The sequence below is a fragment of the Sphingobacterium sp. UBA865 genome, assembly GCF_002295765.1.
Lineage (GTDB): Bacteria > Bacteroidota > Bacteroidia > Sphingobacteriales > Sphingobacteriaceae > Sphingobacterium > Sphingobacterium multivorum.
In genome coordinates this window covers 360,854-385,283 of record NZ_DBGB01000012.1, presented here as the reverse complement: position 1 = coordinate 385,283, position 24,430 = coordinate 360,854, and the positions used below count along the sequence as shown (strand labels likewise).

The following is a 24,430-nucleotide window of genomic DNA, read 5'->3' as shown; positions in this document are numbered from 1 at the left end:
GGCGTAAGAGACACCACATTCTTCTTATATAGAGTAATGAAACTGTATGCTTAAAAACTTTACCCCCCAAACTTTCGGTATGATCCAAGGGAACTTCTTTTTGAAAAAAAAATTTGTAAAAAAACGAATTCTGACTATATTTGCGTCACCAAAACACATGGGACAGAGTTCTAAACGTAATGGTTTATTGCGCTCCTAGCTCAATTGGATAGAGCATCTGACTACGGATCAGAAGGTTAGGGGTTCGACTCCCTTGGAGCGCACAACTGAAAAGCCTAGTCATCATCTGTGATTAGGCTTTTATTTTTTAACTCGTTTTAATTTCTTAAATAAAACTATGCTAAACCTTGTAATATTTGGCCCTCCGGGTGCAGGTAAGGGAACCCAATCTGCAAAGCTTATTGAAAAATATCAATTGGTTCATGTTTCAACTGGTGATATTTTTAGAGCACACATTAAAGGTCAAACGCCACTTGGTCAACAAGTGAGCCAGATTATTGCTGAGGGAAATTTAGTGCCAGATTCGATTACGATAGCAATGCTGGAAGAGGAAGTAAAGAAAAATCCGGATGCAAAAGGATTTATTTTTGATGGATTTCCTCGTACTGTTGCTCAAGCTGAAGCATTGGATGCTTTTTTAGAAGGTATCAATACATCAATCTCGGTCGTAATCGCACTGGATGTGAATGAGGATGAATTGAAAGCACGCATCGCTAAACGTAAGGAAATTTCTGGTCGTGCGGATGATGATGCGGATAAATTGGTGAAGCGTATCGATGAATATTTCACAAAGACGATTCATGTGTTGCCGTATTACGAGGCACAAGGCAAGCTTTCTAAAGTGAATGGTATCGGCGATATCGATTCTATCTTTAAAAGTTTGACTGATATCATCGATAATTATTAATTAAGATAAGTATTTTCTAGACTGTAATAAATTGTAATGGCGCAAGGTTCGAATTTTGTTGATTATGTGAAAGTGTGTTGTCGTTCTGGACATGGTGGGGCAGGTTCGGCTCATTTGCACCGTGACAAGCACACCGCTACTGGTGGACCCGATGGTGGTGACGGCGGTCGTGGCGGACATATTATACTGAAAGGAACGACTAATCTCTGGACGTTACTCCATTTAAAATATCGTAAACATATTATCGCGTCAAACGGTGAGTCTGGCGGTAGTTCTTTGCGTACCGGGGCAACCGGACGTGATGAGATCTTGGAAGTGCCACTGGGTACGATTGCAAAGGATGCGGAGACGGGAGAGGTATTGTTCGATATCACAGAAGACGGTGAAACCAGAATATTGGTTCCGGGTGGAAAAGGCGGGCTGGGCAATTGGCATTTTAAGTCGCCGACACAACAGACACCACGGTTTTCGCAACCTGGTCTTCCGGGGAAAGAGCAGTGGATGATTCTCGAATTGAAGGTTCTTGCTGATGTTGGATTGGTGGGATTCCCGAATGCAGGTAAATCAACGTTGTTGTCCGTGGTCTCTGCTGCGAAACCAGAAATCGCGAATTACCCCTTTACAACACTGGTGCCTAATTTGGGTATGGTAAGCTACCGGGATAACCGTTCTTTTGTTATGGCCGATATTCCGGGTATTATCGAAGGGGCTTCGGAAGGAAAGGGATTAGGGTATCGTTTCTTGCGGCATATCGAACGAAATTCTGTTTTGTTGTTTATGGTGCCGGCCGATACAGATCGGACAATCCGGGAGGAGTACGCCATTCTATTGAATGAACTGACTGCATATAATCCCGAGTTGGCAGATAAACCTAAATTGCTGGCTATTACCAAGTCTGATATGCTCGATGAGGAGCTGGAGAAGGAAATGGAGCTGGAGCTGCCGGAAAATGTACCCTATATTTTCATTTCGTCGGTGACCGGTAAAAATATATTGCCATTGAAAGATATGATCTGGAAAGCAATTAACTCTTAAGTTTAAATAAACAGAAAAGGCGCCCCACACCGTGGGGCGCCTTTTCTGTTTATGTTAATTACGAATTTCTATCCTTAAACTTTCATTGCCCCCAGTTTTAGTGGTAACGGCAACTGGCTGATTTAAGAAACGCATTACAACTGACTCATCCAGCCACCAACTTATCCCTAATCCCAATTTTCAATCAGTTTTTAGTCAGTATTTATTCACTGTTTATTCAGTCTTCACTGAGCAAGCACTGAACAAGCACTGAACGAACACTGAACAAGCACTGTTAAAAAGACGAATTTGATTCCTCCGTATTTCTAATTTTCTGCAACTAAAAATTAAAAGAAAAAAGCTGCGATTACGAAGCAAAAAGATCGCTGTTCTATAGGGCATCAATCCAAAAGTAACAAAATAGAAAACGGCAAAAACGGCAAAAATCATGGTTATTGATACTAAAAACGGCATTTTTCAATAAAAATGCCAGCCGGAGGCTGTAAAAACAAAAGGTAAAATACTTCCATTAACTACCATTTATCTACCATTTAATTGTTTGATATATTACCACTGGGAACCGATACTACCATTCTTTATCAAAATAAGGTTATAAAACGACATAATAAAGCATACAAGCCCTTTTATTTAATAATATACCTGAATCCTGGCCAGTGATCCTCTGTGGTTTCTGGCCTTTTTAATTGCTGAAAATGAAAGGTGGAATAATAGAAAAATTAACGGTTTTCAATTTTGCTGGGACAGCTGGGGGGACAGTTGGGGGGACATTACTGTGTTTTTTAGCGCGTTGTATTGAACCCTTTAATGTACAAAAATATACTATTAAGCTCTAAAATATGTATTTAACTACCCCCTTTAATGTATTTAGTTGTTATTGTTTTAGCAATTTAACATACTGAAATACAATATTTTAATTCTGTTTCTGAAAACAGGACTTTAAAAAGTATGGTTATTTCCGTAATTAGCAGGTACTATTCAAGACTTATACATCCAATAACCATCGCAATATTTTGGATATCGCTCAAAGGAACTTCAAAATCAATATACTCCCTATTGTCTGACCGACATATTACATGATCTGGATTTGTGCTTGGCAATAATCTTTTAATCATTGCGCCCTGACTCTTACTATCTATTATATACACTTTGTTCCACTGTATAAACAATAATTCCCTAACAAATCGGCATGCAACAATATCACCAGATCGGTATTTTGGATACATTGATGATCCACGAACATACATCATGAAATCAACACCTTTTCCGTCAAACAATGGAACATTATAGCGTTCTTCGATTGCGTCGAAATCCACTGCATATCCATTATTTAAAGCGGCGCCTGCGAACGCCTCTACAGGGATTAAGGGGATTCCATCCACGGATGGTGTCGAATCTAATTTGAGCTTGTCTTCATTTTTTATAGAAGTCCTCTCTTTTAACATATTTCCGCTTCCTGTTATTAACCAATTAGCATCTATATCTTTACATTTTGTAATAATTAGTTCGTAATCCATCGTATTTCTTGATTTCCATGCTGATATGGTAGGTTGTTTTACGCCTAAAAAATCTGCAAAATCACTGTCTGTCTTGATATTCAAATGTGATTTTATTTGATTGATTATAAGGGATTTATTCATTAATTATTATTTATTGTAATATTTTACTTTGAATTTATTTACAAATTGTAATATATTTGTCTTGTAACAAGGACAAATTGAACAATGAACAAAACTAAGAAAAAACCTGACAACTACAATACGGATATCCTTACCGAATTGAAAGCTAAATATGGATTCACCATAAGTTATATTCAAAAAAGCATTCGTGGAGAACGGACAGGAAAAATACCTACCCAAATCCAACTGGAGTATAAGCAATTGGACCGTGCGTCCAAAGCAGCGATCAAGAATGAATTAAATGATTTGCAACCATAAAAATAAATTTTGTTAGCGCCCCATCGTTAACGCCCGAATAGCGTAACCCAGTCGTCGCAGCTGGGCGGGAACTAAAACAATTAATGATATGCCATTTGAATTCGGAAATAAAGTAGCTGTGAGCAAGGATGAACTCATTCCGGCTTTTTATAATAACTACGAAAATTTAAAGAAAACATTACAGCGTTACAAAGAACAGCCTTATGGACCTAAACGCATTATGTTTGGCGGTAATGGTCGACAGCTCTTGGTCGATTACGACACTTTGCCGCCGCAGATCAAGCAGGCAATCCCTGATCCCCGTAAATGTGATCACATTCTTGAACGCTTCTATGAGGTTGATGGTGATGCTGTCCGTTTTTATTCGCTGTTTGAATTTGCCGACGGCTCCAATATCAAATCAGAGATCCAGGAAAAGTATATTGTCAATGCTTCTGTATTACATGCTGTACTTCGCTTGCGCGAGGCACGTATCTCGGACATTATCCGCAAAGGGGGAAAGGTAAAGGGAATCACTCAAAGTTTACTCAGTGATGCGATCAGCTTTAACAGAACGCTACTGGCAAAACACCATACAGAACATACGCTACCAAGCTCACTCAGACATTTTAAAGCTGCTTTAAACAACTTTGAAACCCTGGTAGACGGTCATTTAAATTACGTTTCGCTCATCAGCGGAAAGCACAAAAATGACAACTCCCGAAAGGTTTTTGATCATACCGAGGAGCTATTGAACAATATGTATGCAGACAAAAAACGTAAGCCTACTGCGACAGATGTTCACAATGACTATGACGCTTTTCTTACGGGTTATCTGGAAGTACACAATAATGTCACCGGTGAGTTCTATGATCCAAAGAATTTCAAAAAGATCTCCTTTGCGACGATCAACAAGTATCTAAAACAATGGCGCAATCAAGTTGCCACACATCAGAAACGATCCGATAACCGTGAACTTAAAATGGGTAAATACAAACCACCTTTCAGCTTCGAAATGCCAAAACTAGCAGGGTCTATCATCTCCATTGATGACAGGCAGCCGCCTTTCAAAACCCTCGAAGGCAAAAGGGTATGGTTCTATCTTGGTGTCGATATCGCAAGCCGTGCAATCATCTGCCAGGTATATGGTGACAGCAAAGAGGGCATCATTCGCGAGTTCTACCGCCAGCTGGTCCGCAACTACCATATGTGGGGACTTAATCTTCCCGGAGAGCTTGAGTGTGAGATGTCGCTCAACAGCTCTTATGTTGAAACATTCCTGAAAGAGGGTGCGATGTTCCGTTATGTGAAAATGGAAGCAAATAACCCCCGTGGTAAATACATAGAACGTGTCAATGAAGAACTACGTTACCGTAAGGAAAAGAAGCGTGAGGGCTGGATCGCAAGGCCTAAAGCCCGAAAGGAATCCAATCAGCCCGGAGTCGACACCGAAAAGATCAAGAAATTACCTTATGAACGTATCATAAATGAGTGTCTACAGGATATCGAGGACTGGAATAATGAAGAGCATCCGGATGTGGAAGGTCTTTCAAGATGGGATTATTTCCAGCAACGTCAGCATGAAGGAGTAGATCCAACAAATTACAAATCTTTTATGCGCTATATCGGGAATAGGACGGAAACCAGCTGTAATATTGGGAATATCCATTTAAATAAATCCTTATTCCTGATTGCGGACGGCGACAAAGTGGCCAAAGGTGAAAAACTGATCGCTTACATGGACCGTATCGAAGGCAGGGATCTTGAAGTTTTCTGGTTGGACGATAATGATGGCAAAGTGTTTAAGGCCCTTGCCTACGTCGGAGGTGAATATGCCTGTGAGCTGATAGAAAAACCACGTCCGAACCGTGCCCGTATGGAACGCACGGAAAAAGACACGATCGCTGAGTCTATACTGGCCGCTTACACCAATACGGTTGACAGTTATGCTAAACGCAAAATGTCCACCCTTGATCAGCTGACTATTATCGACAACCGTCCGAAACCTGAACGCAGGTTTAAGATCGATCAGCTAACCAGGACAGTGGCAAAGCCATTTGAATTCCCAGTGAACGAAGAAGTAACCGACGATATGGAAATGCCATATGTATCATCAAGAAAATCACTTAAAGACCGTTTTTAACATGAACCTAACAAAAGAATTTAAAGATCAGGTAGCTGAAGCGCTGATCACAAATAGAGCAACATATTCAGGATCCGACAAAGCATTTTCCAAACGATGGCAGATCGCACTGGCAATCTACTCCCGGATTAAAAATGGCGAGCGTGACGGTGTGCTACGTGACACCCAATGGCTGACGATCGGCCGTGAGCTCGGTGTAGTGATCCACAAACAAAATTTAAAATTTGCACCGACTGAAGTCTTTGCCCATATCCAGGAAGAAGTGGAATTCTGTCAGGCTTACAGCAAATCGATGATGTTCATCGATGAGCCTGAGATCGGAAAGACCAGAACGCTCAAATATTTATCGCAGTCGCGAAAGAACTGCTTTTATATCGACGGCAGCCAGTGCAAAACAAAGCAACTGTTCGCTCGTACGCTAGCACGTACCATAGGACTGGATTCTTCCGGCAGATTTTCCGAGGTCAAAGAGAACATTAAATACTGTTTAAATACTCTTATGCCGCCCCCTATTGTGATGGTGGATGAGTTTGGAGATCTAGACGTTAACACACTGCTTGATCTTAAAGAATTGTGGAACGGTACGGAGAATGCCTGTGGCTGGTACCTTGTAGCAGCTGAGGGCGGCAGGGAACGGATGCTTAAGGGCATCCAGGGCAAAAAAGTCGGATTTCGCGAGCTATTCTCCCGTTTCTCCAGCAAATTTTCATCAGTGGTTCCTACTGATCTTGTCAGAAAACAGGGTTTTTATCAGAATCTAGTTTCCGATGTGCTCACACTGAACCATCCTGATCATCCCGAAGCAAACCTGATTGTTAAAAAATGCCTGGTTCAGGACGTCGATAATAAAATCGGTGGTCTTAGACGCCTTGAACAGCTTCTAATACTTCATGCAAATGGCTAAGGAAAGGCGGAGCAGGTTATTGAGTGTCAAGAATGTGCTTGATAAGAAATTTGAGGAATACACTCATTTCAAGGGGGTGCTCAAAAAAGTACTTGGCACTCCTGATGTAGGTGGATACTGGGCGATACAGGGGCCTGAAAAGAATGGTAAGACATGGTTATCTGTAATGTTGGCCGTGGATTTTTCAAGAGAATACAACACGCTGTATATATCAGGTGAGGAAGGTATCTCAAAATGGTTCCAGGATACATTGTCACGCGTGGGAACGGATACCAATAATTGCAATTTGCTTCTTGAGGAGTACATGGAACTGGAGGAGATAGAGCACTATATCAGCCGCAGACGCGGGCGTATCAGCGTGGTCATTCTGGATAATGCGACAGTGTACGCCGATGAACTGAAGAACGGCCATGTCAGACGTCTTCAAAAAAAGTATCCGGACACACTATTTATTGTTCCGATGCACGAGGAGGACGGGAAGCCATACACCGCGACAGCCAAGCTGATCAAAAAGCTTGCAAAGGTAATCTTTATTGTAAAAGGTCTCCGAGTGGAAGTTGGCGGACGGGTTCCCGGAGGACTGTTTGATATCGATACTGAAGCTGCAGCTTTATATCATGGGCAGATGGATGACAATTAACATAATCAATCATAAAAATGGAAACAAAATTTAAAATCATTTATGCGATTCGCTTTTTCTCAGGTAAGCTGGAAACTGGCACGATAGAACAGGACAGCCATCAGTACAGGACCAAAGAAGCTGTTGAAGAAGAGGCAATGGGAACAGTAAACATGCATATGCGAGAAAAGTATAACTGTAATTATTCTAAAGACATGTGGTGTTTAGGAGTTCAAAAAATTGATTTAACAGTCACCCAAATAAAGTAATACAATGAAAAAACTGCTTTACATCTGCATGATAGTTTCACTACTCACATCGTGCAAAAAAGACGAATTACCGGCACAAAATATCGCAGATGCAATACGCAAGTGCTCAGGATGCGAAAGAACTGTACGCCCTTTTGTAAATATGGACTCTATCAACATTAAAAAGCCATGAAAACACTCATTGCACAAAAGACAGCAAAGAAACGGGTAAGCCTTATTGAGCAGACCCGGATTCTGAATAATTCCCAGATCAGTGAGATCTGCGATATCCTTGGATGGACTGAACTACAATATTGTGAGCATCAGTTTGAGCAGTATGAGCAATTTCTGAAACGTGTGCTGCATGGTAATAGCTGGAGCTTTTTAAGCAAGATTAGACATTCACCTTTGATGCGTGGCCTTTGGAACAATGAATGGATCCGACGGAACGACGAATTCATCAAGTCAGCCAGGTACCTGCTTTTCTCAGGTTTTGAAGTGGATGAGGAGGGCGTTCTATATCAGGTTTTACCTCCAGATGAAGCGACGGAAGCAAGGGTGTTCGATGACTACCATACGCTGCACAATGGTAAGCTACTGGCCGTAAATCACGAGTTTATAGAAAGGTTTGAACATGTGATTGAATTAATATTTAGTAAATGAGAAGGAAAGAAAGAAAAAAAGCAAAGCCCAGGAACCTAAGAGGGTTCATCCGTAACGAAACCGGCGTATATGTTGGCAATTCTTTCCGGGTAGTTGATTACCACATGTTCAAAGGTTTTGAAGGACTGATCCGCCGGGTGTATCCGGGTGCGATGTCGATGGCTGATTTTTATGAATACTGTGAAAGTTTACGTTATGATAAACGCAAACAAATTTACTAAAGCAGCCCTGATCCTGGTCGAGGCCCAGAAGATGATCGAGAAGCTGCTCGGCGTGCCGATCGAATTGCAATTCGAAATAAAAAACGATAACGAGGAAACAACTGAAGAGCATGGAACCAAGAAAAATCAAGTTTAAGCTGAGTTGGGACGAACTCAAGGAATGGGGCGGAATCATGGAAAAGACCTTCAATCCCCTGCATTATAAAAAGCACGGGTATCAGGCGAGGATCACCGGCCTATTGCTCTCGAAGCTAAATGAAACACTCCGTGTCAAATGGGCGACTGTGCAGCAGGTCAACAAGATCGAGATACCAACGGAACAGGGACTTGCATTTCTGATCCATATCGACAAGCTCAAAGCTATTGCATGGCCCTCTGAAACTAATCTTGCAATTAATAAAATAATTGGAATTATACATCAAAAAACAACATAAAATGAACAAAGAAAAACTGACAATTGAGCAGTTCCATCAACTGGTAACTACAGTTGAGGAAAATGTGGACATGCTCGTAATCGCAACTAAGGACAACAAATGTTCGGCCACTATCTCATTTGATAATCCAATGAATTTGATATCAAAGGTCATCATGGAGATGCATCAGAACGATGCATTGGCTATGGTCATTACGATTGCTGCTGAGGGCTATACTAATGGCCCGCAGCCGACGGAAGCCGATCTGGCTATTATGAGGAATTGTTTAATCCAAAACTCAAATTAATATGTCAACAAACAACAATTCAAATGGAGGCACGATCGGCTTTCCTGCAATACTTGCTATAGTATTTATAGTACTGAAGCTGATAGGAAAAATTACCTGGTCCTGGTGGTGGGTTTTATCACCGATATGGATTCCCATAACACTACTGATTTTGGGGTTTTTAATTTACTGGATCGTTAGTGAGGTCCGCAGAAACAAATTGAGAAGATGACAGATATTTCAAAACTATCGGCTGAAGAGCGTAAGAAGCTGATGGCCGAACTGGCCAAGGAAGAAAAGGCTGCAAAAGCAAAGCGCGCAAAAGAGAAACAGAAGTACGAAGCAAAAAAAGATGCCTCTATCGAGGAACTGATGGATGAAGCGAGAGAGTTATCTCTCGCAATTGCTCGCTTCAAAACAAAGCTACATACCGTAATGGAGGGGCATCGTGAATTACTGAACCAATATGGTGGCATCAGATCGAATAGTCAGGGAGGGTTTACAATGACTAATTCTCGGAATGACCTAAGAGTTACTAGGCGCCGTGATACCGATCCATCATGGGATGAACGTGCCAATAAGGCTGTAGAACTTATCAAAGAGTTTCTGTTATCTGAAGGTATCAAAAAAACTGGCGGGCGTATACACGGAATTCTAATGGGTTTCATCGAACGCAATCAGGATGGTGATCTTGAGTATGCCAAGGTTATGGAACTTCTGCAACATGAGGACACCTTTCAGGATCCCCGATGGGTAAAAGGTCTTGAGCTTATCAAGGAAGGATATAGTATCACCTTTAAGAAATTTGGTTACGAGTTCAAGGAAAAGAATAAAGCCGGGAAATGGGTCCGTCTCGAGATGAATTTTAGCAGTCTGTGATGAAAAAGATCCATTTCGAAGATAACGGTCAGGATTTCTTATGGTGGCAAATTGATCAGGATGGCGTGGTAGTTGGCTGTGGACCTTTTCAACAGAATATTTGGGTAGGTAGTACGGTAATCAACCATGTACGCCTAAGAGTTGGCGGTCCGGTGTACTTTATCAGTAATCAAGGTAAAAAATTGACATTAATTCATAAAGTTTTAAAAGTAGAAAATTAGTAGGATGAGTATTTATAGCGATATATCAAAAAGAATCGGATGGGACAAGGACACAAAAGTGTCCATCCCGTCTTTAGATGAAGCCAAAGAGCTTCACAATGAAGTCATGGTAAACAAATCCATAGACGCATATGAAAGCGTATTCCGATACCACAGGTTCGCACCACAACCGGATGGTGGAGAAGATGAAATCGCAATGCGATACATTCAGGACGCTTATCTTGAGGGAAGGAGTTTTTTTCAATGAGGGAGGATATTTCAAACTGCATTCTGGCCATCGTTTTTTGCCTAGTATGTTTAGGAACTATTTATTATGTACAAAAGAAACAACCAAAGAGAAAAATGTTCAAGATAGAATTCGAGAAAAGTAAGGGCGAGTATGTAACCGTCTGGGTGGGTATGGACGGACTAATCAAAAAAGCCGATAAGGATCTTGTCTACTGGAGCGAACGCGTGGTGATCAATCCGCATCTTTTGGAAACGGGAAAATCCATGACAGTTTATGGTATTTACACTGATGCCATTGAAAGGGAGTCTTATTTCGTAACTAAAGCTGAAAAGGAGGAGTTATAATGCACGGAAGTCATCAGGCAAGATTACTGGACGCTGGATTTACCATTTACTATGGTGGTAACGATGGCGCCCGTGGCTTGGTCATCAAAGTGAAGACAAAGCAGAACCATAACTGGACAGTTTACGAAAAAGGGTTCAAATCCAAAGCTGAACTGAAACGTAGACTGATCGAACTTGACAAGAAAAAGGACTGGGTCGATCTCTATGACTCCAAAAACACTTTGAAATAATGGATTTATACTTCACAGAAGATGAGATGGCCGAGTACCTCCTGGCTCGGGGATATGTGATTATGATGGCTGTGGAGGAAGTGGAAGTCAATACGTATCAAAACGTTTTCCTTCAGGAGCAAATAGAAGTCATAACCGTCTTTAAAGATAATGACTCCTTTACTTTGAAAAATGCTTTCGATAAGGAACTTAAAAAACAATTATTAAACAAATAACCCTATGAAACAGGTTAGAAATATTGAAGAAATAGTCGGAAAGACTATTCTCTATGACAATGCTACGTTCAAAATTAGCAATTACAGTGTTGATGGCCTCATGATGACCATCAACACAGACAAAGGTCCAGTATCATTTTTGAAAAGCCAACTGTCTACTGAACTGGCCAAAATGCAGCTGGGTGAGCAGCAACTAATGCAGAGCACGACAGATTATGACATATTCGGTCACATCAATTCCAACAGGAAAATAGACAAGAGGCATGTTAAAACTTTAGTGAACCTGATCAGCAAAAATAACCTGCTGCACTTAAATCCACTGATCGTGGATGGCTATAACCGTGTGGTAGACGGACAGCACCGCCTGGAGGCAGCTAAGCAGTTGAAAGTTCAAGTTTATTTTATTAAAGATACAGGCGTCAATAAAACCGATATCGCTACCCTTAATTCAAATAAAAAGAACTGGTCGCTTATCGACTATATAAATTTTCATACTGAAGAGGAGAAGCCAGGTTTTAAGGCTTTACATAATTTTATGGCATTGTATCCCATGCTCCCCGTGAGCTCCGCACTTAGTCTGCTGAGTACGGGCGGCAGGCATGATACAGCAGCTATACGTGAGGGTTCCGTCGATGTAAACAATGCTGATCAGGCTGAGGAGATCGCTGAGTTCCTCACATGGCTGCACCCTATGTATGATTCGGCCTACAGCGGATCCGTTGCTTCGGTGATCAGAAGGATGTTCAACGCTGAAGGTTTTGATCAGGAATTATTCAAGAGCAAAATTCAGGGACAGCCCCGATCACTAGTGAAATGTATTAACCGGAAACAATATCTAGAAATGTTTCTGGAAATATACAATTACAAATTATCTCTCAATCGTTTAACCATTAAATAAAATTATATGCTATTTTTTGCAGATGCTAAAATACAAGATATTGCCGTCCATAGAGTCGGTAACAAAGCGCAGGACGAATTTTATATATTGTCCGACGATTCTCTCGATCTTAATGAGATGGACGATGAAACACAAGCATATTTAATGCGGTTCTTTACGGATCCATTACATAAATCAACCTGTGTTTATAGGTTGTCCCATAATAGTGGTGATCTGAATCTAAACGAAGTATATCATCATGTTAACTGGGTTTTCAAGGGCAGCTTTACATTGTCTTCCATCGATTTAGCAAAACATTTATATGAAGTTTCCAATCATCCAAAGATCAAAGCCGGAGAGTTCTACACCGTTAAATTAAGCAACGTCATTTTTGAGGGTGAAGAGATAGAAGCCCTTGCGCTCTTTAAAGTTGACTGGAAGGAAAGTTATCTGGATGCAAATCCGAAGGATGGCTCATACCAGCTGAAAATAGTTAACGGCGTCGGTCTTGGGAAAGTAGACAAGGCTGCTATTGTTCTGAATTGCGAATCTGAACACGGATATAAGGTGCTCTTAGCTGAAAATGCTAAATCTTTTGACGCTAGCTTTTGGCGGGACGAATTCCTTCAGGTGAAATTGCGCAACGATTCCAATTTCCAGACCGGCGCGGCAATCAGGATTTTTAAAAACTTTGTGGACGGATTGGATGAAGTCTTTGAGGTTGAGAAGATGGACAAGATCGATTTACTCAATAAAGCACAGGCATATTTTAAAAATAATGAGACTTTCTATCAGGAAGAGTTTGAAGAGTCAGTTATCGGATCAGAGGCAGCTATCTCCTTATTTAGAACCTGTAAAACCAACGCGGAAGAGCTTCTCGATGCGAAGATTCCAGATGATTTCCCGCTGTCCAATGCCGTAATTAAAAAAAGCAAGGCAGGTTTTAAAAATATGATCAAGCTTGATAAAAATTTCCAAATCAACGTACATGGAAAACGTGAACTGATCGAGAGAGGCTTTGATGAAGAGAAGGGAATGAATTACTACAAGGTGTATTTTGAAAATGAATCATAGGGATTACCGTCGGTTTTACGCGATGTGCAAGGCACTTGATAAAACAAAAGAAGAGGCCGTCTGCGAATTTACAGACGGCCGAACCGAAAGCTGCAGGGAACTTTCCGATGAGGAATTCGACCAGCTTTTTGCAAAACTTGTAACACTGCAGACAGCTGTTCAAAAAATCCCGGATGACTGGGAACCCGCTCCTGGAGATGCGATGAGAAAAAAGATGTTCAGCATTGCCCGAGAATTGTACTTCCATAAATCAACTGCTGAACTTAAAACAATCATTGACGATTTTTGCATAAAGCAAAAAAAGAAACCATTGAACAGACTGGATGTGGTTGAGCTCAGGCAGGTTCTCAGCATATTCGAAGAAAAGGTTAAACCAGATCATCTTAAAGCATTGAAACGATGAAACAAGTGTATAAATTAACTTCCCAAAAGATCGAAGGCTGTCTGTACGTCACCTTTGATCAGGGCTTTTTAAAGGCTATTGAAATAGCTGTTAAATGCCCTTTAAACGACGGTCAGTTCAGAGGTTTAATGATCAGTATCCCATATGTTGAGGAACAGATCGCTAGCAAAAGTAACCAGATCGGACTAACCTGTGAGAAAATTGTTGAAATGGCCACAAATAAAAAAGTTGCTATGTTCTGCCTGATGTACGAAAAATACAATAGGATCAAATATAAAGCATCGCGGCAGGATGGCGGAAAAATCTCCAGTATAAAAATTACTGAAGAGATTTTAAATCATTACTTTGAAAGTGAAAATTTTCTGTTTAAGGGCAAACATTCGATATCTAACCTGGTGCGATATTATAATGAACTTTTGCTGGAGATATCCAAAAAGGGTACAGTAGGATTTCCAAACACCTGGTCAAAGGATTACGCCGATAAGTTGAGCCCGGCCTATATTTCATTGTATTGGAAGCACTTACGCAGTTTAGGACTTCAGCCAAAAAAGGATCGTGTTGGAAATACTATCGATTGGGTGAAATAAAGTTAAATGTTATATTTGCGTTTATTAATCTAAAATCACAAATAATGAAAAAAGTATTATTTTTTTTAATTGCTCTAATAAGCATAACACTTGGGAATGCCCAAACCAAAAAAAAGGCTCCCGTAAAAAATGCTTATGAAACTTTATCGCCAGTTGACATGGTGATATCAAGATGTGGAATTTATAATAGTATGTCTCTATTATCTACCCCAAAGACATTTGAAGCGAAACGTGCTTCTGAGCTAATTGACCCTTTTATTAAAGTATATCAAGAAGATAAAACTTACAAAGATGAATGGCGTCTATTAAGTAAATATAAAAGTCAAATTGCTGAATACTATAAAGGAATTTCATCTTTTGGGGAAAGTAAAGGAGTTATAAAATTAGCGGATGTAAATAATTTCCCAAGTACCTTCGCAACTTACAATAATAAATTAACATTCGTACAAACAAGTGTTTACTCCGATTATAACTATAATACACTAAGATTAAACGCAAATGCAAGGGCTATGAAGGCAGCAACTGATATAGCGCTTCCTTCTTTATACAACTTTGAACCATTGTTAGAAATTCCGGAAATTCAATTTTTTATGATCGTTGTCGGATATACCGCAAAAGACTTTACCAGTGACAGCATTGCAGATAGTGATGCTGAAACTATCGCTTTATTAGTTTCAAAAGCAAATCTGAAAAGATATATTAGAGCTGAGATTACTGACGAACAATTATTGAAACTTTCTATAATTTACAATATTAATAAAGCTACAGGGAATAACATCAAGAAATTGACTACCTAAGAATAAGCATTATAGATGAAAGGAAAAATAAAACTTTCTTATGGTTTGAGCACCATAAAAATGGATATGTTTCAAAGCCCAAGGGGTATTAGGATCAAGGATAAGCGGCCTGATAAGGTCAGTATCAAATTCAAAGGAAAGGATATGTCGGCGGTTGATTTTAGAAATTTAATCCAGTATCTTGAAGTGCTGTACAGTAGCATGTCCGGCCACGAAAACGTTGAATAATGGACAGGTTGATTGATCGTTAAACAAAAGGTAAGCAAAAGCCTCTGAAGTAAAAGTCAGAGGCTTTTTTGTTATATAATATTTAGTATATTTGCATGCTTATAATATAGATTATAGCTATATCATAATTTTATTGACCATAGTCATATTTTATAACTTAACGCTACCTATGTCATATAATCGGAATAATTACCTTAAAAATGTGCAATATATTATGAAAGTATATCGTTCAGTTAAGGAGCCCGATCTTCCCGACACACGGATTGTGGCCAATCATTTTCCAAAGCACAACATCTTCATATCCTACTCTACGTGGAAAAACATCAAAGGGATGAAGCCGAGCGAGTATAACAGTACGCAGCTCGTACTTTTTTAGCCTGTGCAGATCTGCACAGGCTTTTTTTATTCAATAACTTTTGTGCTGTAGGAATAGATGAGCGTTTTGATCTTATCGGGGCGATTGGGATCCCGCACAGATAAGCAATCTAACGGTGTTCTGATCACATTGACATCCATTGCACCCTGGATCAGCTTGTGCACTTCGTCCGCGATATCATAACACTCCAGTGACTGCATCAGTGTCTGCTCTTCTGTGATGCTACTGGTATCGTCCATAAAGTCAAAAACAACAGTCGCAGTGACAATGGCATTGCACTGCTGCAATGGGCCTGACAGTTTTGTTGTATTCGGGTATTCCACTTTTAACAGTACGGCCGGAAAGTCGATCGAGGGTCTTGTGTCGTACTTGTTCAATTGACCTTTATCCAGGTCAACCCAGCGGATCGAATTTAATGGTGTAATCCTAGCGCGCAGGAATAGAAATAGCTTTTTCATGAGTTGATTATTTAGTGGTTCATTAATTGTTCAAACGTAAAATCTTTTATAGTTTCCTGTAGATGAGCTTTCAATTTCGGATGTGGTCCCAAAAATTTTCGCATGGGCATACTGTATGAGTATGCTTTATAAGTCTGTCCCTGACCATCTGTTGTGCCTTTTTTGAACCTGCCTTTTTTTGATCCATTCTTATACCTGTTCCTTATAAAGGTCTCAGATCTTGAAGCCCGGCTGATCGTGCCTCCGTCATTATGGACCTCCGCATAAGGTACATCCGATCCTACAGTGACCATGCCGGGGGAAGATAAAATAACCCGCGGGCTCCTCTGTAATGTCCCCGTATTTACCAGCAGCTTTTTCTTGTTCTTTTTATCTTTCCGTTCTTTCCATTTTTCACCGAAATATGATTCGGTTTTAAAATTATCCAGTGCAGAATTTACAACTTCTGTACCTACAATTTCAGGCAGGGCCTCTTTGACGTAGTTCACCCTTCTCTCAAAATCTTTGAAAAAATCTGCGATATTTTGCTGGTTGCTCATAATGTTTGTATATTTGCTGTACGGACGTTCGGCGCAAGCTGGCGACCGTGCCGAAAGCAGATAAATAACCTTTATCTGCTTTTACTTTTTATTGTTTCCTGTCATATCTATATTGGTTTCCCCTATGACTAAATATGATAGTCTGCAATTCAGGATAATCGCCAAATTTTATCGCTACAACCTTATCAAATTCAAAGTCAATATCAATAGCGTCATCAATACTGACAATAATATGATTTGCCTGTGCTGCTCCGGCTTCGATGGCTCCTTTTATTGCGCGCCGTGATGGCTTGGTCACATGTTCCTCTTCCCATAGAATCTTGTCTATCCTCAGGTCCGGGCTCTTGTTGGGTTTGGCATCCGGAAAGATAATAGACCGCTGCGCCCTGTCCTGCTCCCTTCCCAATGTTGGCATGATATCCACTTTCACGTTTTCTTTTGCTGCCTTTTCTTTGGCAATCTCTAGCAGCCTAGCGTAATCACTGGCATTCATGTCTATCCTATAATGCTGGCGGACGATCCCGGTCAGGCCATCATTATCCTCATTCAATATATCATACTGCATCGCATATGGAAAATACTGCCTTGCTTCCTGCAGTACCTGTTTTGGCGTTCCCATGAAATACGCGTGGTCCTCGGGAAATGCAAGCCCGCGCTCTCCAAGATTCACCTTAAAGATATCCGGTATGTCAGGCTTTACGATCTGATCGTCCGGAGTAATGTCCCCTTTGCGAACCTTCTTAACAGTACTCCTGCAGTTGTAGTGATTGGGCGGGTAGAACTGCATCCAAAAAGGATCATCTACCGGCTTTATAACACCGCTCAGTGACATACATAAAGCCGTTGTCCGATCATCCTCTACGGCCACAAATTCAAGTAACCCATAAATATCCTTTGTCTTCTGGATATCCACCCACTTACTAGCCATTTGGGAACCTGATACTGCAGTCTGATATTCCGTTCTTAGATGCTTGAGCTGCTTACCGGTCATCAGAACGGTCTGTATCCGGAAATCATCGAAGCTGCGGAGTTTTCCATCCGGACCTACCAGCGCGTCCGACATATCTCTTAATTGCGTATAGGTTTTTGCGGCGGAGAATTGCCATACGTTCTTTTTGAGTGAATGTATTTTCATTTCATCTACAATACCGAACTGCGTTTCCGTTTTCGGATATCCCTTGTCAATAGCCCGGCTGAGCTGCTCCCCATAGCTTTTGATCAGCTCCGGATCATAGCCCCTTTCCAGTGCCTTCTTTTCCCAGATTTCCCTGATGATAGTTTCCAGGTAATCCCGATATTCTTCCGATCCTGCCACAGCAAGCTGAACACTTCCATGATCATGGCCACAGCAATAATAGCTATCGACTGCTGCCAGGGTAAGCCCTCCCAGAGAGGTAGTCCTTTCTGAGGGGCTTAGTCGAAAAAACCGGGCTGAAGTGCTGCGAGTGATTTACCTTTTTTTTCCGGATCTATTTTTTCATCGGCCGGATCGGTTTTTTTTTCCAGTACCGGTACGCCGAACTTTTCTTCGATCCACTCGGAATCAATGTCGTAGTGGGTAAGTAGTTTCATGGCGTACTCAAAAAGTTTATTTGTATCCTCTGCCTCGCTGTACTTCATTTTGGAGCCCTGCCGGACGATACCATGTTTAGCCAGGGCCGGCATGACCACATCGTTCATCCATTGCTCGATAAAGCGCTGGTCGGCCAGTACTTTCTGCCAGAGCATTTCCTGAGCTGAGGCATCTTTGTTGTTGCTGCCGAATTTTGTGTCCTGTCCGATGATCGCGCCCGTGATCAGGAGCGAGATCTCGTTGTTACAGAAATTGATGAAGTTTTTGTAAACATCACCGTTTGTCGCAACTCCATTTGCAAACTCCAGATCCTCATCCTTATCGATAATGTACCATGCCGCACTACCTATATCGCGCATCATCTGCTCGGCCCTGGCCATCATGGACGGATCGTTCGTCATGGTCTTCATAAACCTTGGCGGTATACCGTAAATCTCGCAGAGCTCTGACCAGCATGATTGCGTAAATCTCTTCATCAGGACGTGGGGAACCACTTTATTAAGTATTCCAAACTCCTGTTTATGCATGACTAGGTTATTGAACTCCAGTAGGAAGCTGCCATATTCGCGCATCTCTCTGTATTGCCTGGCTCCGGATAGCTCGACATAATCCTCATAGAACATTCCTGTCTGTGGGATGATATTTGTCCGCGGCAGGTCCTCCACCTGCAGGATACCGCTCTGGACCGAAAGCTGGATCATCGAGTAACCAAGCAATTTGGATTCGAGAATAGCATCGATGATCTGTCCGAATGCCAGTGACTCGGATAGTTTTTTTGTTGCTTCCTCATCCAGTTCTCCGTCTGCGTTCTGGATCTCGAACTCACTTGAAAAGGTCTGGTCCTTTCGGTTCTCAATCTGGGAGCTCAAAAGTGCATCCATCCGGATATTGTTATAAAGTATCTGCAATACCCAGTTTGTCGGCTGCTCCACGCTCTGGAACATGGCCAGTGCCCTTCGCCATGACTGGATATCCTGACGTGTCTGTGTCACGCTTTTAAGTCTCCAGGGCAATACCTGTTTAAATGCCGGAACTACATTTCCTATTTTACTATTTGTTGACATAACATTTTTTAGAAATAGTGATTGAATTTTTTATTTGACCCCGCGCTGAATGGCTTTTCCGTTCCTATCGGATTACCCTGATCGTCTACGGGCTCCTGTTTTATGGGCAGGGTCAGGTCCGTCGCCTCACCGCCGGCCAGATCTTTTAGATATTCGACGGCAGCGCCATACCTGTCCCTGATAGTTTCGTATTCTACCCCCGCATTGCACTGCACGATCAACCACCAGACGGCAACGATCTTGGTAATGTCCAGTATCAGGGGATTTCGGTCTTCACCCTGCTGGGCGAATATTGCTGGAATATCATAAACGATACGCCCGTCCAGCCATGCCTTTTTTTTATTTGGGGTAAGCCGCGATCCAACCTCAGTGATTGCCGTGTTGATTGCCTTGGATATTGTTTCGTCATCGGAGTTTGCGATACGGACAACTTTCTCCAGACGGATGACCGTCTTTAATTCTTCTTTACTTAAAAATGGCATGGCTTAAAATTTTGATGTTCTGATACTCAAGAGGCGGCTCCTATGCTTCTTGTTGGTCTTATGCTTGCGGCTCTTGCCATTACCGTAAAGCATACCATACTCTTTTGGCGTGAGGCCTGCAGGATATCGGTAAACTGGCCGGGGAACCTCGAACTGTCGTGCGACCTCGGTCACATGGTTGGATTTTGTACTTAAAATGATCGGCACCTCCTTTTGGGCGGCCATTGTGGTCAGAGCGGTAGAAAAGGCCAATATTCCGGCACCTACTACCAAGATTTTAAATGTGTTTTTCATGGTGTTTAATTGTTGATTAAAATTTCTGTGAAGTCCTCGCCCCAAAGCTGTGCTTTGCCGGAGGTTTGGAACCTTTACGTTCCCGGATTATCCAGGTACCGCCCTCGTTACAGTCAGGACCATCCATCGTCTTACAGTCCGGAGAAACGGCCAGCCATTGCCCCTCCATGGTCTCCATGTCTTCTGTTCCTTCCAAGCTTTCGTCAAAACAGATATTGTTTTCCTCATCCAGTGGCTGCAAGGTTCCGTCAATACGTTCGAATTTGTCCGGTTTGTCCCTTCTATCCAACCTTACAGGTATTACCGGTATACATTCCTTTTCGGCATGGGCATAAATCTGTGGTTTGATGACCTGTTGGTAGTGGGGATCCTGGAGGCTATTATTTTCGATCCATACACTAATAGTGTCAAGTCCCTGATTCTTGCAGAATTGGTGCGCGGCATAGAGCCATTTTACAAACTTGATATTACCCACCTGTTGTAGCCTGATCCAGTAGGTGTAAAAGCGGTGGTTTTTGAAGCCGATAACCTGAACGGATTTATAGGACCGCTGTCCCTTTGATTTACCCTGGGGCTTATCCTTATTTGATGTTGACGGATCGGCATAGATCACAACCATTTCACAGGTATTCAAAGCCGGTGCTTTGGTGTATTTTACCTTCGTGAAAGTTGTACCCTCGATGATCGGATCATTAAAGTATTCTCGCTGTCTGGCGGTACGGCCGATGCTCTTCAGTACACGGTCGATCATTGCCTCATAGTTCTTGGTAGGCCATGTGCTGCGGCCTTTTTTATCCCTGATATTGATTATCTCATGCCGGTCGGCAGTCTTTGCCATCTCGGTTATACAGCAATATTTGGCGATAATGTTACCACAGGCGATGACCAGAAGCGGTACTGAAATAGACCGGGTCGGAATCAGTGCTGACTCGATCCATTCAAATTTCTCTTTGATGATATCCTTGTTCCTGCAGTCCTGATCCGTGTCGATATCATCGATCAAAATTACATCCGGACGTGCGGCATCATTCCTGGTACCGCGCGGTGATTGCCCTGCACCCAGTGCCCGGAACGATGCTCCACACTTCGTCTTAAATTCGTGGGCTTCCCAGCTTCCGAGAGTCTGCTGTAGACCATAATCATTGATTATGCGATTGTTGCTTTCAAGGATGATCTTATAAGGCAGTAGCAGACGCTTAGCGTTTTCAAAAGAGTCTGAAACAAGCAATACATTAAATTTCTTCCCGGTAAGCACCAGGTACAGGATTTCCATCATCGTCCGAGCCGACTTAGCGAGCTCACGTGACCACGAGCGCACCAGATAATACTCCATATTGTTCAGGACGATATCGGTCGATTCCCTATGGAATGGTGCCGGCTCGGACGTATAAAAATTTGGAAAGTAATATTTAAACCACGATTCCGGATCCGCTTCCAGGCGGGCAATACGTTGCTTCTTTACCTCAGGAGGTTCGGTTAGATCTACAGGTGTCGCGCGGGTGACATTATCTCTAAACTTCTGCCAGTCTTCGAGATGCCTTTTATCGGATTGCTTTGCCATTATTTTACCTGGGATTGGATGAGCACATCAAACCAGCCTGTCACCTTTTTGGCAAGGGCAAAGTCATCCTGCTGGATGAGGGCAATTAATTTCTTGGCCACTTCAATGGTATGGCCCACACCGGTCTCAGTCTCCAGCTTACCAATGGAAGAGGTGAGCTTGGAAATGATATCAGCCTCCGCAGAGGTCGGATAGTTTGAAAATTTCACCGGAAAGTCTTTTGGATTGTACTCATGGTAGTGCAATTGCTCATTCCCTTCAGCATCCTTGACCTTTGCGGGTTTTAACAGGCTGAGCGGAATATCATAGACCGTTGGCCTGTTTTTGATCTCTTCGTTCATCTTCTCCAGCTGATCATATAGGTTTGCGATCTGGTTGTCCTTGGTAATGAGCATGGACGTCTTGATCTTTTTCCAGCCCCCGTCGCTGATCCATTTACCGATGGTTTTCTCGGTCACTCCGACACGCTCGGCGATGATCTTCTGATGGAGATCTTCTTTCACAAAAAGAGTCTTTGCATACTCCTTCTGCTGTGTTTTTGATAATGCCATAATTCTCCTTTTCGGTCAAAATTCCCGCAAAAAACACTGGATTTGAATTAGTTGGCCAGACCTTGCCCAGGTATTTAAATAAGGGCTTGTTATTGGATTTCTTTGTGTCACCAAAACGGAAATAACAGAGAAGCAACATGGCTAAAAGAGTAATACTGAGTGATCAGTCCGTCCCCAATCACCACGGATTTTATGTAGATCATGCAACCTTGGACATGTCACGGTTTAATGGCGGCAATCCCGTGCTTTTATATATGCACATTCGCGGCCAGGTGCACGGCAAATGGCTGGACTGGAAATTCGAAGGCCCACAGCTGACAGCCGAGCCGGAGTTTGATGTAGATGATCCGGATTCAGCTAAACTGGCTGGTAAATACGAACGAGGTTACATTATAGGTGCGTCACTTTATCTTGCCGTTACCGACAAGACCGAATTCGTACAGGACGAAACCGGCAAAGTATGGATGAAATATGCCGAGGTCTGGGAGGCTAGCCTTGTGGATATCCCATCCAACAAAAACAGCCTTTCTGTCAAACTTTTTGCTGATGGCAAAGAGGTCAATGAAGAGGAGGTCAAAGCCTTCATGTTATCTGCTTCCGCTGTAAAAGCCCCGGAAATCGAGGTCAAACCTGAAATCAAATCAAATAACACTATGTCAAAAATCATTTCAAATGCAATCGCATTGGCGGCATTGACCGCTCATGGTTTGCTCAATGCTGACTCTCCGGAAGATGTCGAAGGTGCTGTGATCAAATTATCAGCAGCTTTCAATGCGGAGAAAACTGCGCACGCTCTGGAAAAGAAAAAGCGCGAAGAACTGGAAGCTACCATAAAGGAGCAGGAAAACGTGCAGTTATCGGCCATGCTTGATCAGGCCGTTACCGATGGCCAGATCATGGGCGAGCAGAAAGAAACCTTTGCAGCACTGGGCCTGAGTGCCGCCAAAAAGATCATTGAAGGTCTTCCAAAGGCAGTGAAGCTCGGAGCCAACAACACAAACACACAAAACCCGGTACCTGGTGCGGATCCCAAGACCAAAGAAGAGTTTTTCAAACTCTCAACGGATCAGCAACTGGTATTTAAAAACAGTAATGCGGCCGGTTATATGGCCTTATTCGCAGAGTAGTACGATTGGCGTTGGCACTACCTATTAACAACATTTTTTCACTATTAAACTAGAACACAATGGCTCAAAATTTTCCTGAGGCATGGCAGTCCAGAGTAAGGGAACAATTATCTACTGCTCATCAGGCTGACTTCTTAGATGGTATCCCGGAACTGGATGCCGCTATTATGGTTGATCCCTTAACGGACAACAACACAATTCACGTCCCGATCGAGACCTTTACGGTTGACGTACTAGTAAACAATACCACATATCCATTAGAGGTTCAGGACCATACCGATGGTTCAAAGACCATCAATCTGGACAAGTTCCAGACTAAACCGACCCGTATTTCAGAAGATGCAGCTTTGGGTGCTTCTTATAACAAAATCGACTCGGCCACAAAAGGGCACGTCCGTGCGATCAATCGCGATAAATTCAAAAAAGCAATCCACGCGCTTGCTCCTTCGAGTGATACAGCCAGTACTCCTCTGATCAAATTGCCAGCAGCTTACACTGCAGAGGACGTATATAACGCTATTGTTGCATTAAAAGGCAAATTCGACAAGATGGAAGTTCCTTCCGATGGCCGTCGATTGGTATTGGCGACAGATCATTACAATAAGCTTTTGACCTCCAAAGAATATGCCGCTGCCCTATATGCAGACAAAAACACCGGTATTGTTAGCGGTTTCTTGGCAGGCTTTAAAATTTATCAGTATGTAGCAAATCCTTATTTCACTACTGCAGGCGTGAAATTAGCTTATAAAGCTATTCCGGGCGCTACTGATCAGCAAGCTACAGTCGCTTATCACGACGAAAACGTAGGTAAAAAGACAGGTATTTTAAAACAATACTATGATCTACCGACCACCACGCAACAAGCACACTATATCGCTTATCGCCATTACTTCATCGTATTGCCGATCAAGCAGGAGGCTATCGGAGCAATTTATACCGGAGCGTAGATCATGGGGTTCGTCGGAAAAC

The 24,430-nt window shown here is 42.2% G+C and carries 35 protein-coding genes and 1 tRNA gene; 27 read left to right on the top strand and 9 right to left on the bottom strand.

The window, feature by feature from the left end; translation table 11 throughout:
- The first annotated feature begins 189 nt into the window (after positions 1-189).
- From B2O97_RS07170 to obgE, 3 genes are all read left to right on the top strand, one after another.
- Positions 190-263: transfer RNA gene (locus B2O97_RS07170), tRNA-Arg, on the top strand.
- Positions 264-337: 74 nt separating this feature from the next.
- On the top strand, positions 338-907 hold the full coding sequence (locus tag B2O97_RS07165) for an adenylate kinase (RefSeq protein WP_046675448.1): 570 nt from the start codon (positions 338-340) through the stop codon (positions 905-907).
- Positions 908-943: 36 nt separating this feature from the next.
- On the top strand, positions 944-1,942 hold the full coding sequence (obgE, locus tag B2O97_RS07160) for a GTPase ObgE (RefSeq protein WP_204991046.1): 999 nt from the start codon (positions 944-946) through the stop codon (positions 1,940-1,942).
- Positions 1,943-2,913: 971 nt separating this feature from the next.
- Here obgE and B2O97_RS07155 read toward each other — a convergent pair.
- Positions 2,914-3,579 (bottom strand): LexA family transcriptional regulator, encoded by a 666-nt coding sequence (locus B2O97_RS07155; RefSeq protein ID WP_286767195.1) that lies wholly within the window; start codon positions 3,577-3,579, stop codon positions 2,914-2,916.
- Positions 3,580-3,663: 84 nt separating this feature from the next.
- Between B2O97_RS07155 and B2O97_RS07150 the strand changes: the two genes are divergently transcribed.
- The 22 genes from B2O97_RS07150 (at position 3,664) to B2O97_RS07045 (ending at position 15,812) form a co-directional block, all read left to right on the top strand.
- On the top strand, positions 3,664-3,876 hold the full coding sequence (locus tag B2O97_RS07150) for a hypothetical protein (protein WP_286767194.1): 213 nt from the start codon (positions 3,664-3,666) through the stop codon (positions 3,874-3,876).
- 88 nt (positions 3,877-3,964) lie between these two features.
- On the top strand, positions 3,965-5,998 hold the full coding sequence (locus tag B2O97_RS07145; protein WP_286767193.1) for a hypothetical protein: 2,034 nt from the start codon (positions 3,965-3,967) through the stop codon (positions 5,996-5,998).
- A 1-nt stretch (position 5,999) separates the two neighbouring features.
- Complete coding sequence (locus tag B2O97_RS07140; RefSeq protein ID WP_286767192.1) at positions 6,000-6,902, top strand: ATP-binding protein; 903 nt, start codon at positions 6,000-6,002, stop codon at positions 6,900-6,902.
- Positions 6,895-7,542 carry a hypothetical protein gene (locus B2O97_RS07135; RefSeq protein ID WP_286767191.1) on the top strand — a complete coding sequence of 216 codons (648 nt, stop codon included), beginning with the start codon at positions 6,895-6,897 and terminating at the stop codon, positions 7,540-7,542. The genes B2O97_RS07140 and B2O97_RS07135 overlap by 8 nt, the downstream gene beginning before the upstream one ends.
- A 17-nt stretch (positions 7,543-7,559) precedes the next feature.
- On the top strand, positions 7,560-7,790 hold the full coding sequence (locus B2O97_RS07130) for a hypothetical protein (protein WP_286767190.1): 231 nt from the start codon (positions 7,560-7,562) through the stop codon (positions 7,788-7,790).
- A gap of 168 nt (positions 7,791-7,958) precedes the next feature.
- Positions 7,959-8,432, top strand: a complete 474-nt coding sequence (locus B2O97_RS07125) for a hypothetical protein (protein ID WP_286767189.1) — start codon at positions 7,959-7,961, stop codon at positions 8,430-8,432.
- Positions 8,433-8,627: 195 nt separating this feature from the next.
- Positions 8,628-8,789, top strand: coding sequence for a hypothetical protein (locus tag B2O97_RS07120; RefSeq protein WP_286767188.1), 162 nt, complete (start codon positions 8,628-8,630; stop codon positions 8,787-8,789).
- Positions 8,764-9,087, top strand: coding sequence for a hypothetical protein (locus B2O97_RS07115; RefSeq protein ID WP_286767187.1), 324 nt, complete (start codon positions 8,764-8,766; stop codon positions 9,085-9,087). The genes B2O97_RS07120 and B2O97_RS07115 overlap by 26 nt, the downstream gene beginning before the upstream one ends.
- Before the next feature lies 1 nt (position 9,088).
- Positions 9,089-9,373 carry a hypothetical protein gene (locus tag B2O97_RS07110; RefSeq protein WP_286767186.1) on the top strand — a complete coding sequence of 95 codons (285 nt, stop codon included), beginning with the start codon at positions 9,089-9,091 and terminating at the stop codon, positions 9,371-9,373.
- 207 nt (positions 9,374-9,580) lie between these two features.
- A complete protein-coding gene (locus B2O97_RS07105; protein ID WP_286767185.1) occupies positions 9,581-10,231 on the top strand; it encodes a DUF3164 family protein in 651 nt (216 codons plus the stop codon).
- On the top strand, positions 10,231-10,452 hold the full coding sequence (locus B2O97_RS07100) for a hypothetical protein (protein ID WP_286767184.1): 222 nt from the start codon (positions 10,231-10,233) through the stop codon (positions 10,450-10,452). Before B2O97_RS07105 ends, B2O97_RS07100 begins: the two co-directional genes overlap by 1 nt.
- 4 nt (positions 10,453-10,456) lie before the next feature.
- The gene (locus B2O97_RS07095) at positions 10,457-10,699 is read left to right on the top strand and encodes a hypothetical protein (RefSeq protein WP_286767183.1); all 243 of its coding nucleotides are present in this window, start codon (positions 10,457-10,459) and stop codon (positions 10,697-10,699) included.
- Positions 10,700-10,794: 95 nt separating this feature from the next.
- Complete coding sequence (locus B2O97_RS07090) at positions 10,795-11,025, top strand: hypothetical protein (RefSeq protein ID WP_286767182.1); 231 nt, start codon at positions 10,795-10,797, stop codon at positions 11,023-11,025.
- Positions 11,025-11,255 (top strand): hypothetical protein, encoded by a 231-nt coding sequence (locus B2O97_RS07085; protein WP_286767181.1) that lies wholly within the window; start codon positions 11,025-11,027, stop codon positions 11,253-11,255. The genes B2O97_RS07090 and B2O97_RS07085 overlap by 1 nt, the downstream gene beginning before the upstream one ends.
- Complete coding sequence (locus B2O97_RS07080; RefSeq protein ID WP_286767180.1) at positions 11,255-11,470, top strand: hypothetical protein; 216 nt, start codon at positions 11,255-11,257, stop codon at positions 11,468-11,470. Before B2O97_RS07085 ends, B2O97_RS07080 begins: the two co-directional genes overlap by 1 nt.
- A 4-nt stretch (positions 11,471-11,474) precedes the next feature.
- Entirely contained in the window at positions 11,475-12,368 is an 894-nt protein-coding gene (locus B2O97_RS07075; RefSeq protein ID WP_286767179.1) for a ParB/Srx family N-terminal domain-containing protein, read from the top strand.
- A 6-nt stretch (positions 12,369-12,374) separates the two neighbouring features.
- Positions 12,375-13,421, top strand: a complete 1,047-nt coding sequence (locus B2O97_RS07070) for a nucleoid-associated protein (protein WP_286767178.1) — start codon at positions 12,375-12,377, stop codon at positions 13,419-13,421.
- Complete coding sequence (locus tag B2O97_RS07065) at positions 13,411-13,824, top strand: hypothetical protein (protein WP_286767177.1); 414 nt, start codon at positions 13,411-13,413, stop codon at positions 13,822-13,824. The genes B2O97_RS07070 and B2O97_RS07065 overlap by 11 nt, the downstream gene beginning before the upstream one ends.
- Positions 13,821-14,411 carry a hypothetical protein gene (locus B2O97_RS07060; RefSeq protein WP_286767176.1) on the top strand — a complete coding sequence of 197 codons (591 nt, stop codon included), beginning with the start codon at positions 13,821-13,823 and terminating at the stop codon, positions 14,409-14,411. The genes B2O97_RS07065 and B2O97_RS07060 overlap by 4 nt, the downstream gene beginning before the upstream one ends.
- 44 nt (positions 14,412-14,455) lie before the next feature.
- On the top strand, positions 14,456-15,208 hold the full coding sequence (locus B2O97_RS07055) for a hypothetical protein (RefSeq protein ID WP_286767175.1): 753 nt from the start codon (positions 14,456-14,458) through the stop codon (positions 15,206-15,208).
- Between the two features lie 15 nt (positions 15,209-15,223).
- Complete coding sequence (locus B2O97_RS07050; protein ID WP_286767174.1) at positions 15,224-15,436, top strand: hypothetical protein; 213 nt, start codon at positions 15,224-15,226, stop codon at positions 15,434-15,436.
- A gap of 214 nt (positions 15,437-15,650) precedes the next feature.
- Positions 15,651-15,812 carry a hypothetical protein gene (locus tag B2O97_RS07045; protein WP_286767173.1) on the top strand — a complete coding sequence of 54 codons (162 nt, stop codon included), beginning with the start codon at positions 15,651-15,653 and terminating at the stop codon, positions 15,810-15,812.
- Between the two features lie 26 nt (positions 15,813-15,838).
- Here the strand turns inward: B2O97_RS07045 and B2O97_RS07040 are convergent, their stop codons facing one another.
- The 8 genes from B2O97_RS07040 to B2O97_RS07005 form a co-directional block, all read right to left on the bottom strand.
- Positions 15,839-16,270: a hypothetical protein gene (locus B2O97_RS07040; protein ID WP_286767172.1), complete on the bottom strand. Its 432-nt coding sequence runs from the start codon at positions 16,268-16,270 to the stop codon at positions 15,839-15,841.
- A gap of 11 nt (positions 16,271-16,281) precedes the next feature.
- Complete coding sequence (locus B2O97_RS07035; RefSeq protein ID WP_286767171.1) at positions 16,282-16,809, bottom strand: phage virion morphogenesis protein; 528 nt, start codon at positions 16,807-16,809, stop codon at positions 16,282-16,284.
- Positions 16,810-16,897: 88 nt separating this feature from the next.
- Complete coding sequence (locus B2O97_RS07030; protein WP_286767170.1) at positions 16,898-18,124, bottom strand: minor capsid protein; 1,227 nt, start codon at positions 18,122-18,124, stop codon at positions 16,898-16,900.
- Between the two features lie 98 nt (positions 18,125-18,222).
- On the bottom strand, positions 18,223-19,446 hold the full coding sequence (locus B2O97_RS07025; RefSeq protein WP_286767169.1) for a phage portal protein family protein: 1,224 nt from the start codon (positions 19,444-19,446) through the stop codon (positions 18,223-18,225).
- 8 nt (positions 19,447-19,454) lie between these two features.
- A complete protein-coding gene (locus B2O97_RS07020) occupies positions 19,455-19,928 on the bottom strand; it encodes a phage protein Gp36 family protein (protein WP_286767168.1) in 474 nt (157 codons plus the stop codon).
- Between the two features lie 3 nt (positions 19,929-19,931).
- On the bottom strand, positions 19,932-20,222 hold the full coding sequence (locus tag B2O97_RS07015) for a hypothetical protein (RefSeq protein ID WP_286767167.1): 291 nt from the start codon (positions 20,220-20,222) through the stop codon (positions 19,932-19,934).
- 16 nt (positions 20,223-20,238) lie between these two features.
- Positions 20,239-21,783, bottom strand: coding sequence for a hypothetical protein (locus B2O97_RS07010; RefSeq protein WP_286767166.1), 1,545 nt, complete (start codon positions 21,781-21,783; stop codon positions 20,239-20,241).
- On the bottom strand, positions 21,783-22,334 hold the full coding sequence (locus B2O97_RS07005) for a hypothetical protein (RefSeq protein ID WP_286767165.1): 552 nt from the start codon (positions 22,332-22,334) through the stop codon (positions 21,783-21,785). Before B2O97_RS07005 ends, B2O97_RS07010 begins: the two co-directional genes overlap by 1 nt.
- A gap of 272 nt (positions 22,335-22,606) precedes the next feature.
- Here B2O97_RS07005 and B2O97_RS07000 point away from each other — a divergent pair, with 272 nt between their 5' ends.
- Positions 22,607-23,461: a peptidase gene (locus tag B2O97_RS07000; RefSeq protein ID WP_286767164.1), complete on the top strand. Its 855-nt coding sequence runs from the start codon at positions 22,607-22,609 to the stop codon at positions 23,459-23,461.
- Between the two features lie 59 nt (positions 23,462-23,520).
- Positions 23,521-24,408, top strand: a complete 888-nt coding sequence (locus B2O97_RS06995; RefSeq protein WP_286767163.1) for a hypothetical protein — start codon at positions 23,521-23,523, stop codon at positions 24,406-24,408.
- Positions 24,409-24,430: the final 22 nt, after the last annotated feature.

What these genes read in the sequence shown, in the direction of transcription:
- B2O97_RS07165 (WP_046675448.1), top strand. Translation starts at nt 338, where the DNA reads ATGCTAAACCTTGTAATATTTGGCCCTCCGGGTGCAGGTAAGGGAACC.
- obgE (WP_204991046.1), top strand. Translation starts at nt 944, where the DNA reads ATGGCGCAAGGTTCGAATTTTGTTGATTATGTGAAAGTGTGTTGTCGT.
- B2O97_RS07155 (WP_286767195.1), bottom strand. Translation starts at nt 3,579, where the DNA reads ATGAATAAATCCCTTATAATCAATCAAATAAAATCACATTTGAATATC.
- B2O97_RS07150 (WP_286767194.1), top strand. Translation starts at nt 3,664, where the DNA reads ATGAACAAAACTAAGAAAAAACCTGACAACTACAATACGGATATCCTT.
- B2O97_RS07145 (WP_286767193.1), top strand. Translation starts at nt 3,965, where the DNA reads ATGCCATTTGAATTCGGAAATAAAGTAGCTGTGAGCAAGGATGAACTC.
- B2O97_RS07140 (WP_286767192.1), top strand. Translation starts at nt 6,000, where the DNA reads ATGAACCTAACAAAAGAATTTAAAGATCAGGTAGCTGAAGCGCTGATC.
- B2O97_RS07135 (WP_286767191.1), top strand. Translation starts at nt 6,895, where the DNA reads ATGGCTAAGGAAAGGCGGAGCAGGTTATTGAGTGTCAAGAATGTGCTT.
- B2O97_RS07130 (WP_286767190.1), top strand. Translation starts at nt 7,560, where the DNA reads ATGGAAACAAAATTTAAAATCATTTATGCGATTCGCTTTTTCTCAGGT.
- B2O97_RS07125 (WP_286767189.1), top strand. Translation starts at nt 7,959, where the DNA reads ATGAAAACACTCATTGCACAAAAGACAGCAAAGAAACGGGTAAGCCTT.
- B2O97_RS07120 (WP_286767188.1), top strand. Translation starts at nt 8,628, where the DNA reads ATGATAAACGCAAACAAATTTACTAAAGCAGCCCTGATCCTGGTCGAG.
- B2O97_RS07115 (WP_286767187.1), top strand. Translation starts at nt 8,764, where the DNA reads ATGGAACCAAGAAAAATCAAGTTTAAGCTGAGTTGGGACGAACTCAAG.
- B2O97_RS07110 (WP_286767186.1), top strand. Translation starts at nt 9,089, where the DNA reads ATGAACAAAGAAAAACTGACAATTGAGCAGTTCCATCAACTGGTAACT.
- B2O97_RS07105 (WP_286767185.1), top strand. Translation starts at nt 9,581, where the DNA reads ATGACAGATATTTCAAAACTATCGGCTGAAGAGCGTAAGAAGCTGATG.
- B2O97_RS07100 (WP_286767184.1), top strand. Translation starts at nt 10,231, where the DNA reads ATGAAAAAGATCCATTTCGAAGATAACGGTCAGGATTTCTTATGGTGG.
- B2O97_RS07095 (WP_286767183.1), top strand. Translation starts at nt 10,457, where the DNA reads ATGAGTATTTATAGCGATATATCAAAAAGAATCGGATGGGACAAGGAC.
- B2O97_RS07090 (WP_286767182.1), top strand. Translation starts at nt 10,795, where the DNA reads ATGTTCAAGATAGAATTCGAGAAAAGTAAGGGCGAGTATGTAACCGTC.
- B2O97_RS07085 (WP_286767181.1), top strand. Translation starts at nt 11,025, where the DNA reads ATGCACGGAAGTCATCAGGCAAGATTACTGGACGCTGGATTTACCATT.
- B2O97_RS07080 (WP_286767180.1), top strand. Translation starts at nt 11,255, where the DNA reads ATGGATTTATACTTCACAGAAGATGAGATGGCCGAGTACCTCCTGGCT.
- B2O97_RS07075 (WP_286767179.1), top strand. Translation starts at nt 11,475, where the DNA reads ATGAAACAGGTTAGAAATATTGAAGAAATAGTCGGAAAGACTATTCTC.
- B2O97_RS07070 (WP_286767178.1), top strand. Translation starts at nt 12,375, where the DNA reads ATGCTATTTTTTGCAGATGCTAAAATACAAGATATTGCCGTCCATAGA.
- B2O97_RS07065 (WP_286767177.1), top strand. Translation starts at nt 13,411, where the DNA reads ATGAATCATAGGGATTACCGTCGGTTTTACGCGATGTGCAAGGCACTT.
- B2O97_RS07060 (WP_286767176.1), top strand. Translation starts at nt 13,821, where the DNA reads ATGAAACAAGTGTATAAATTAACTTCCCAAAAGATCGAAGGCTGTCTG.
- B2O97_RS07055 (WP_286767175.1), top strand. Translation starts at nt 14,456, where the DNA reads ATGAAAAAAGTATTATTTTTTTTAATTGCTCTAATAAGCATAACACTT.
- B2O97_RS07050 (WP_286767174.1), top strand. Translation starts at nt 15,224, where the DNA reads ATGAAAGGAAAAATAAAACTTTCTTATGGTTTGAGCACCATAAAAATG.
- B2O97_RS07045 (WP_286767173.1), top strand. Translation starts at nt 15,651, where the DNA reads ATGAAAGTATATCGTTCAGTTAAGGAGCCCGATCTTCCCGACACACGG.
- B2O97_RS07040 (WP_286767172.1), bottom strand. Translation starts at nt 16,270, where the DNA reads ATGAAAAAGCTATTTCTATTCCTGCGCGCTAGGATTACACCATTAAAT.
- B2O97_RS07035 (WP_286767171.1), bottom strand. Translation starts at nt 16,809, where the DNA reads ATGAGCAACCAGCAAAATATCGCAGATTTTTTCAAAGATTTTGAGAGA.
- B2O97_RS07025 (WP_286767169.1), bottom strand. Translation starts at nt 19,446, where the DNA reads ATGTCAACAAATAGTAAAATAGGAAATGTAGTTCCGGCATTTAAACAG.
- B2O97_RS07020 (WP_286767168.1), bottom strand. Translation starts at nt 19,928, where the DNA reads ATGCCATTTTTAAGTAAAGAAGAATTAAAGACGGTCATCCGTCTGGAG.
- B2O97_RS07015 (WP_286767167.1), bottom strand. Translation starts at nt 20,222, where the DNA reads ATGAAAAACACATTTAAAATCTTGGTAGTAGGTGCCGGAATATTGGCC.
- B2O97_RS07010 (WP_286767166.1), bottom strand. Translation starts at nt 21,783, where the DNA reads ATGGCAAAGCAATCCGATAAAAGGCATCTCGAAGACTGGCAGAAGTTT.
- B2O97_RS07005 (WP_286767165.1), bottom strand. Translation starts at nt 22,334, where the DNA reads ATGGCATTATCAAAAACACAGCAGAAGGAGTATGCAAAGACTCTTTTT.
- B2O97_RS06995 (WP_286767163.1), top strand. Translation starts at nt 23,521, where the DNA reads ATGGCTCAAAATTTTCCTGAGGCATGGCAGTCCAGAGTAAGGGAACAA.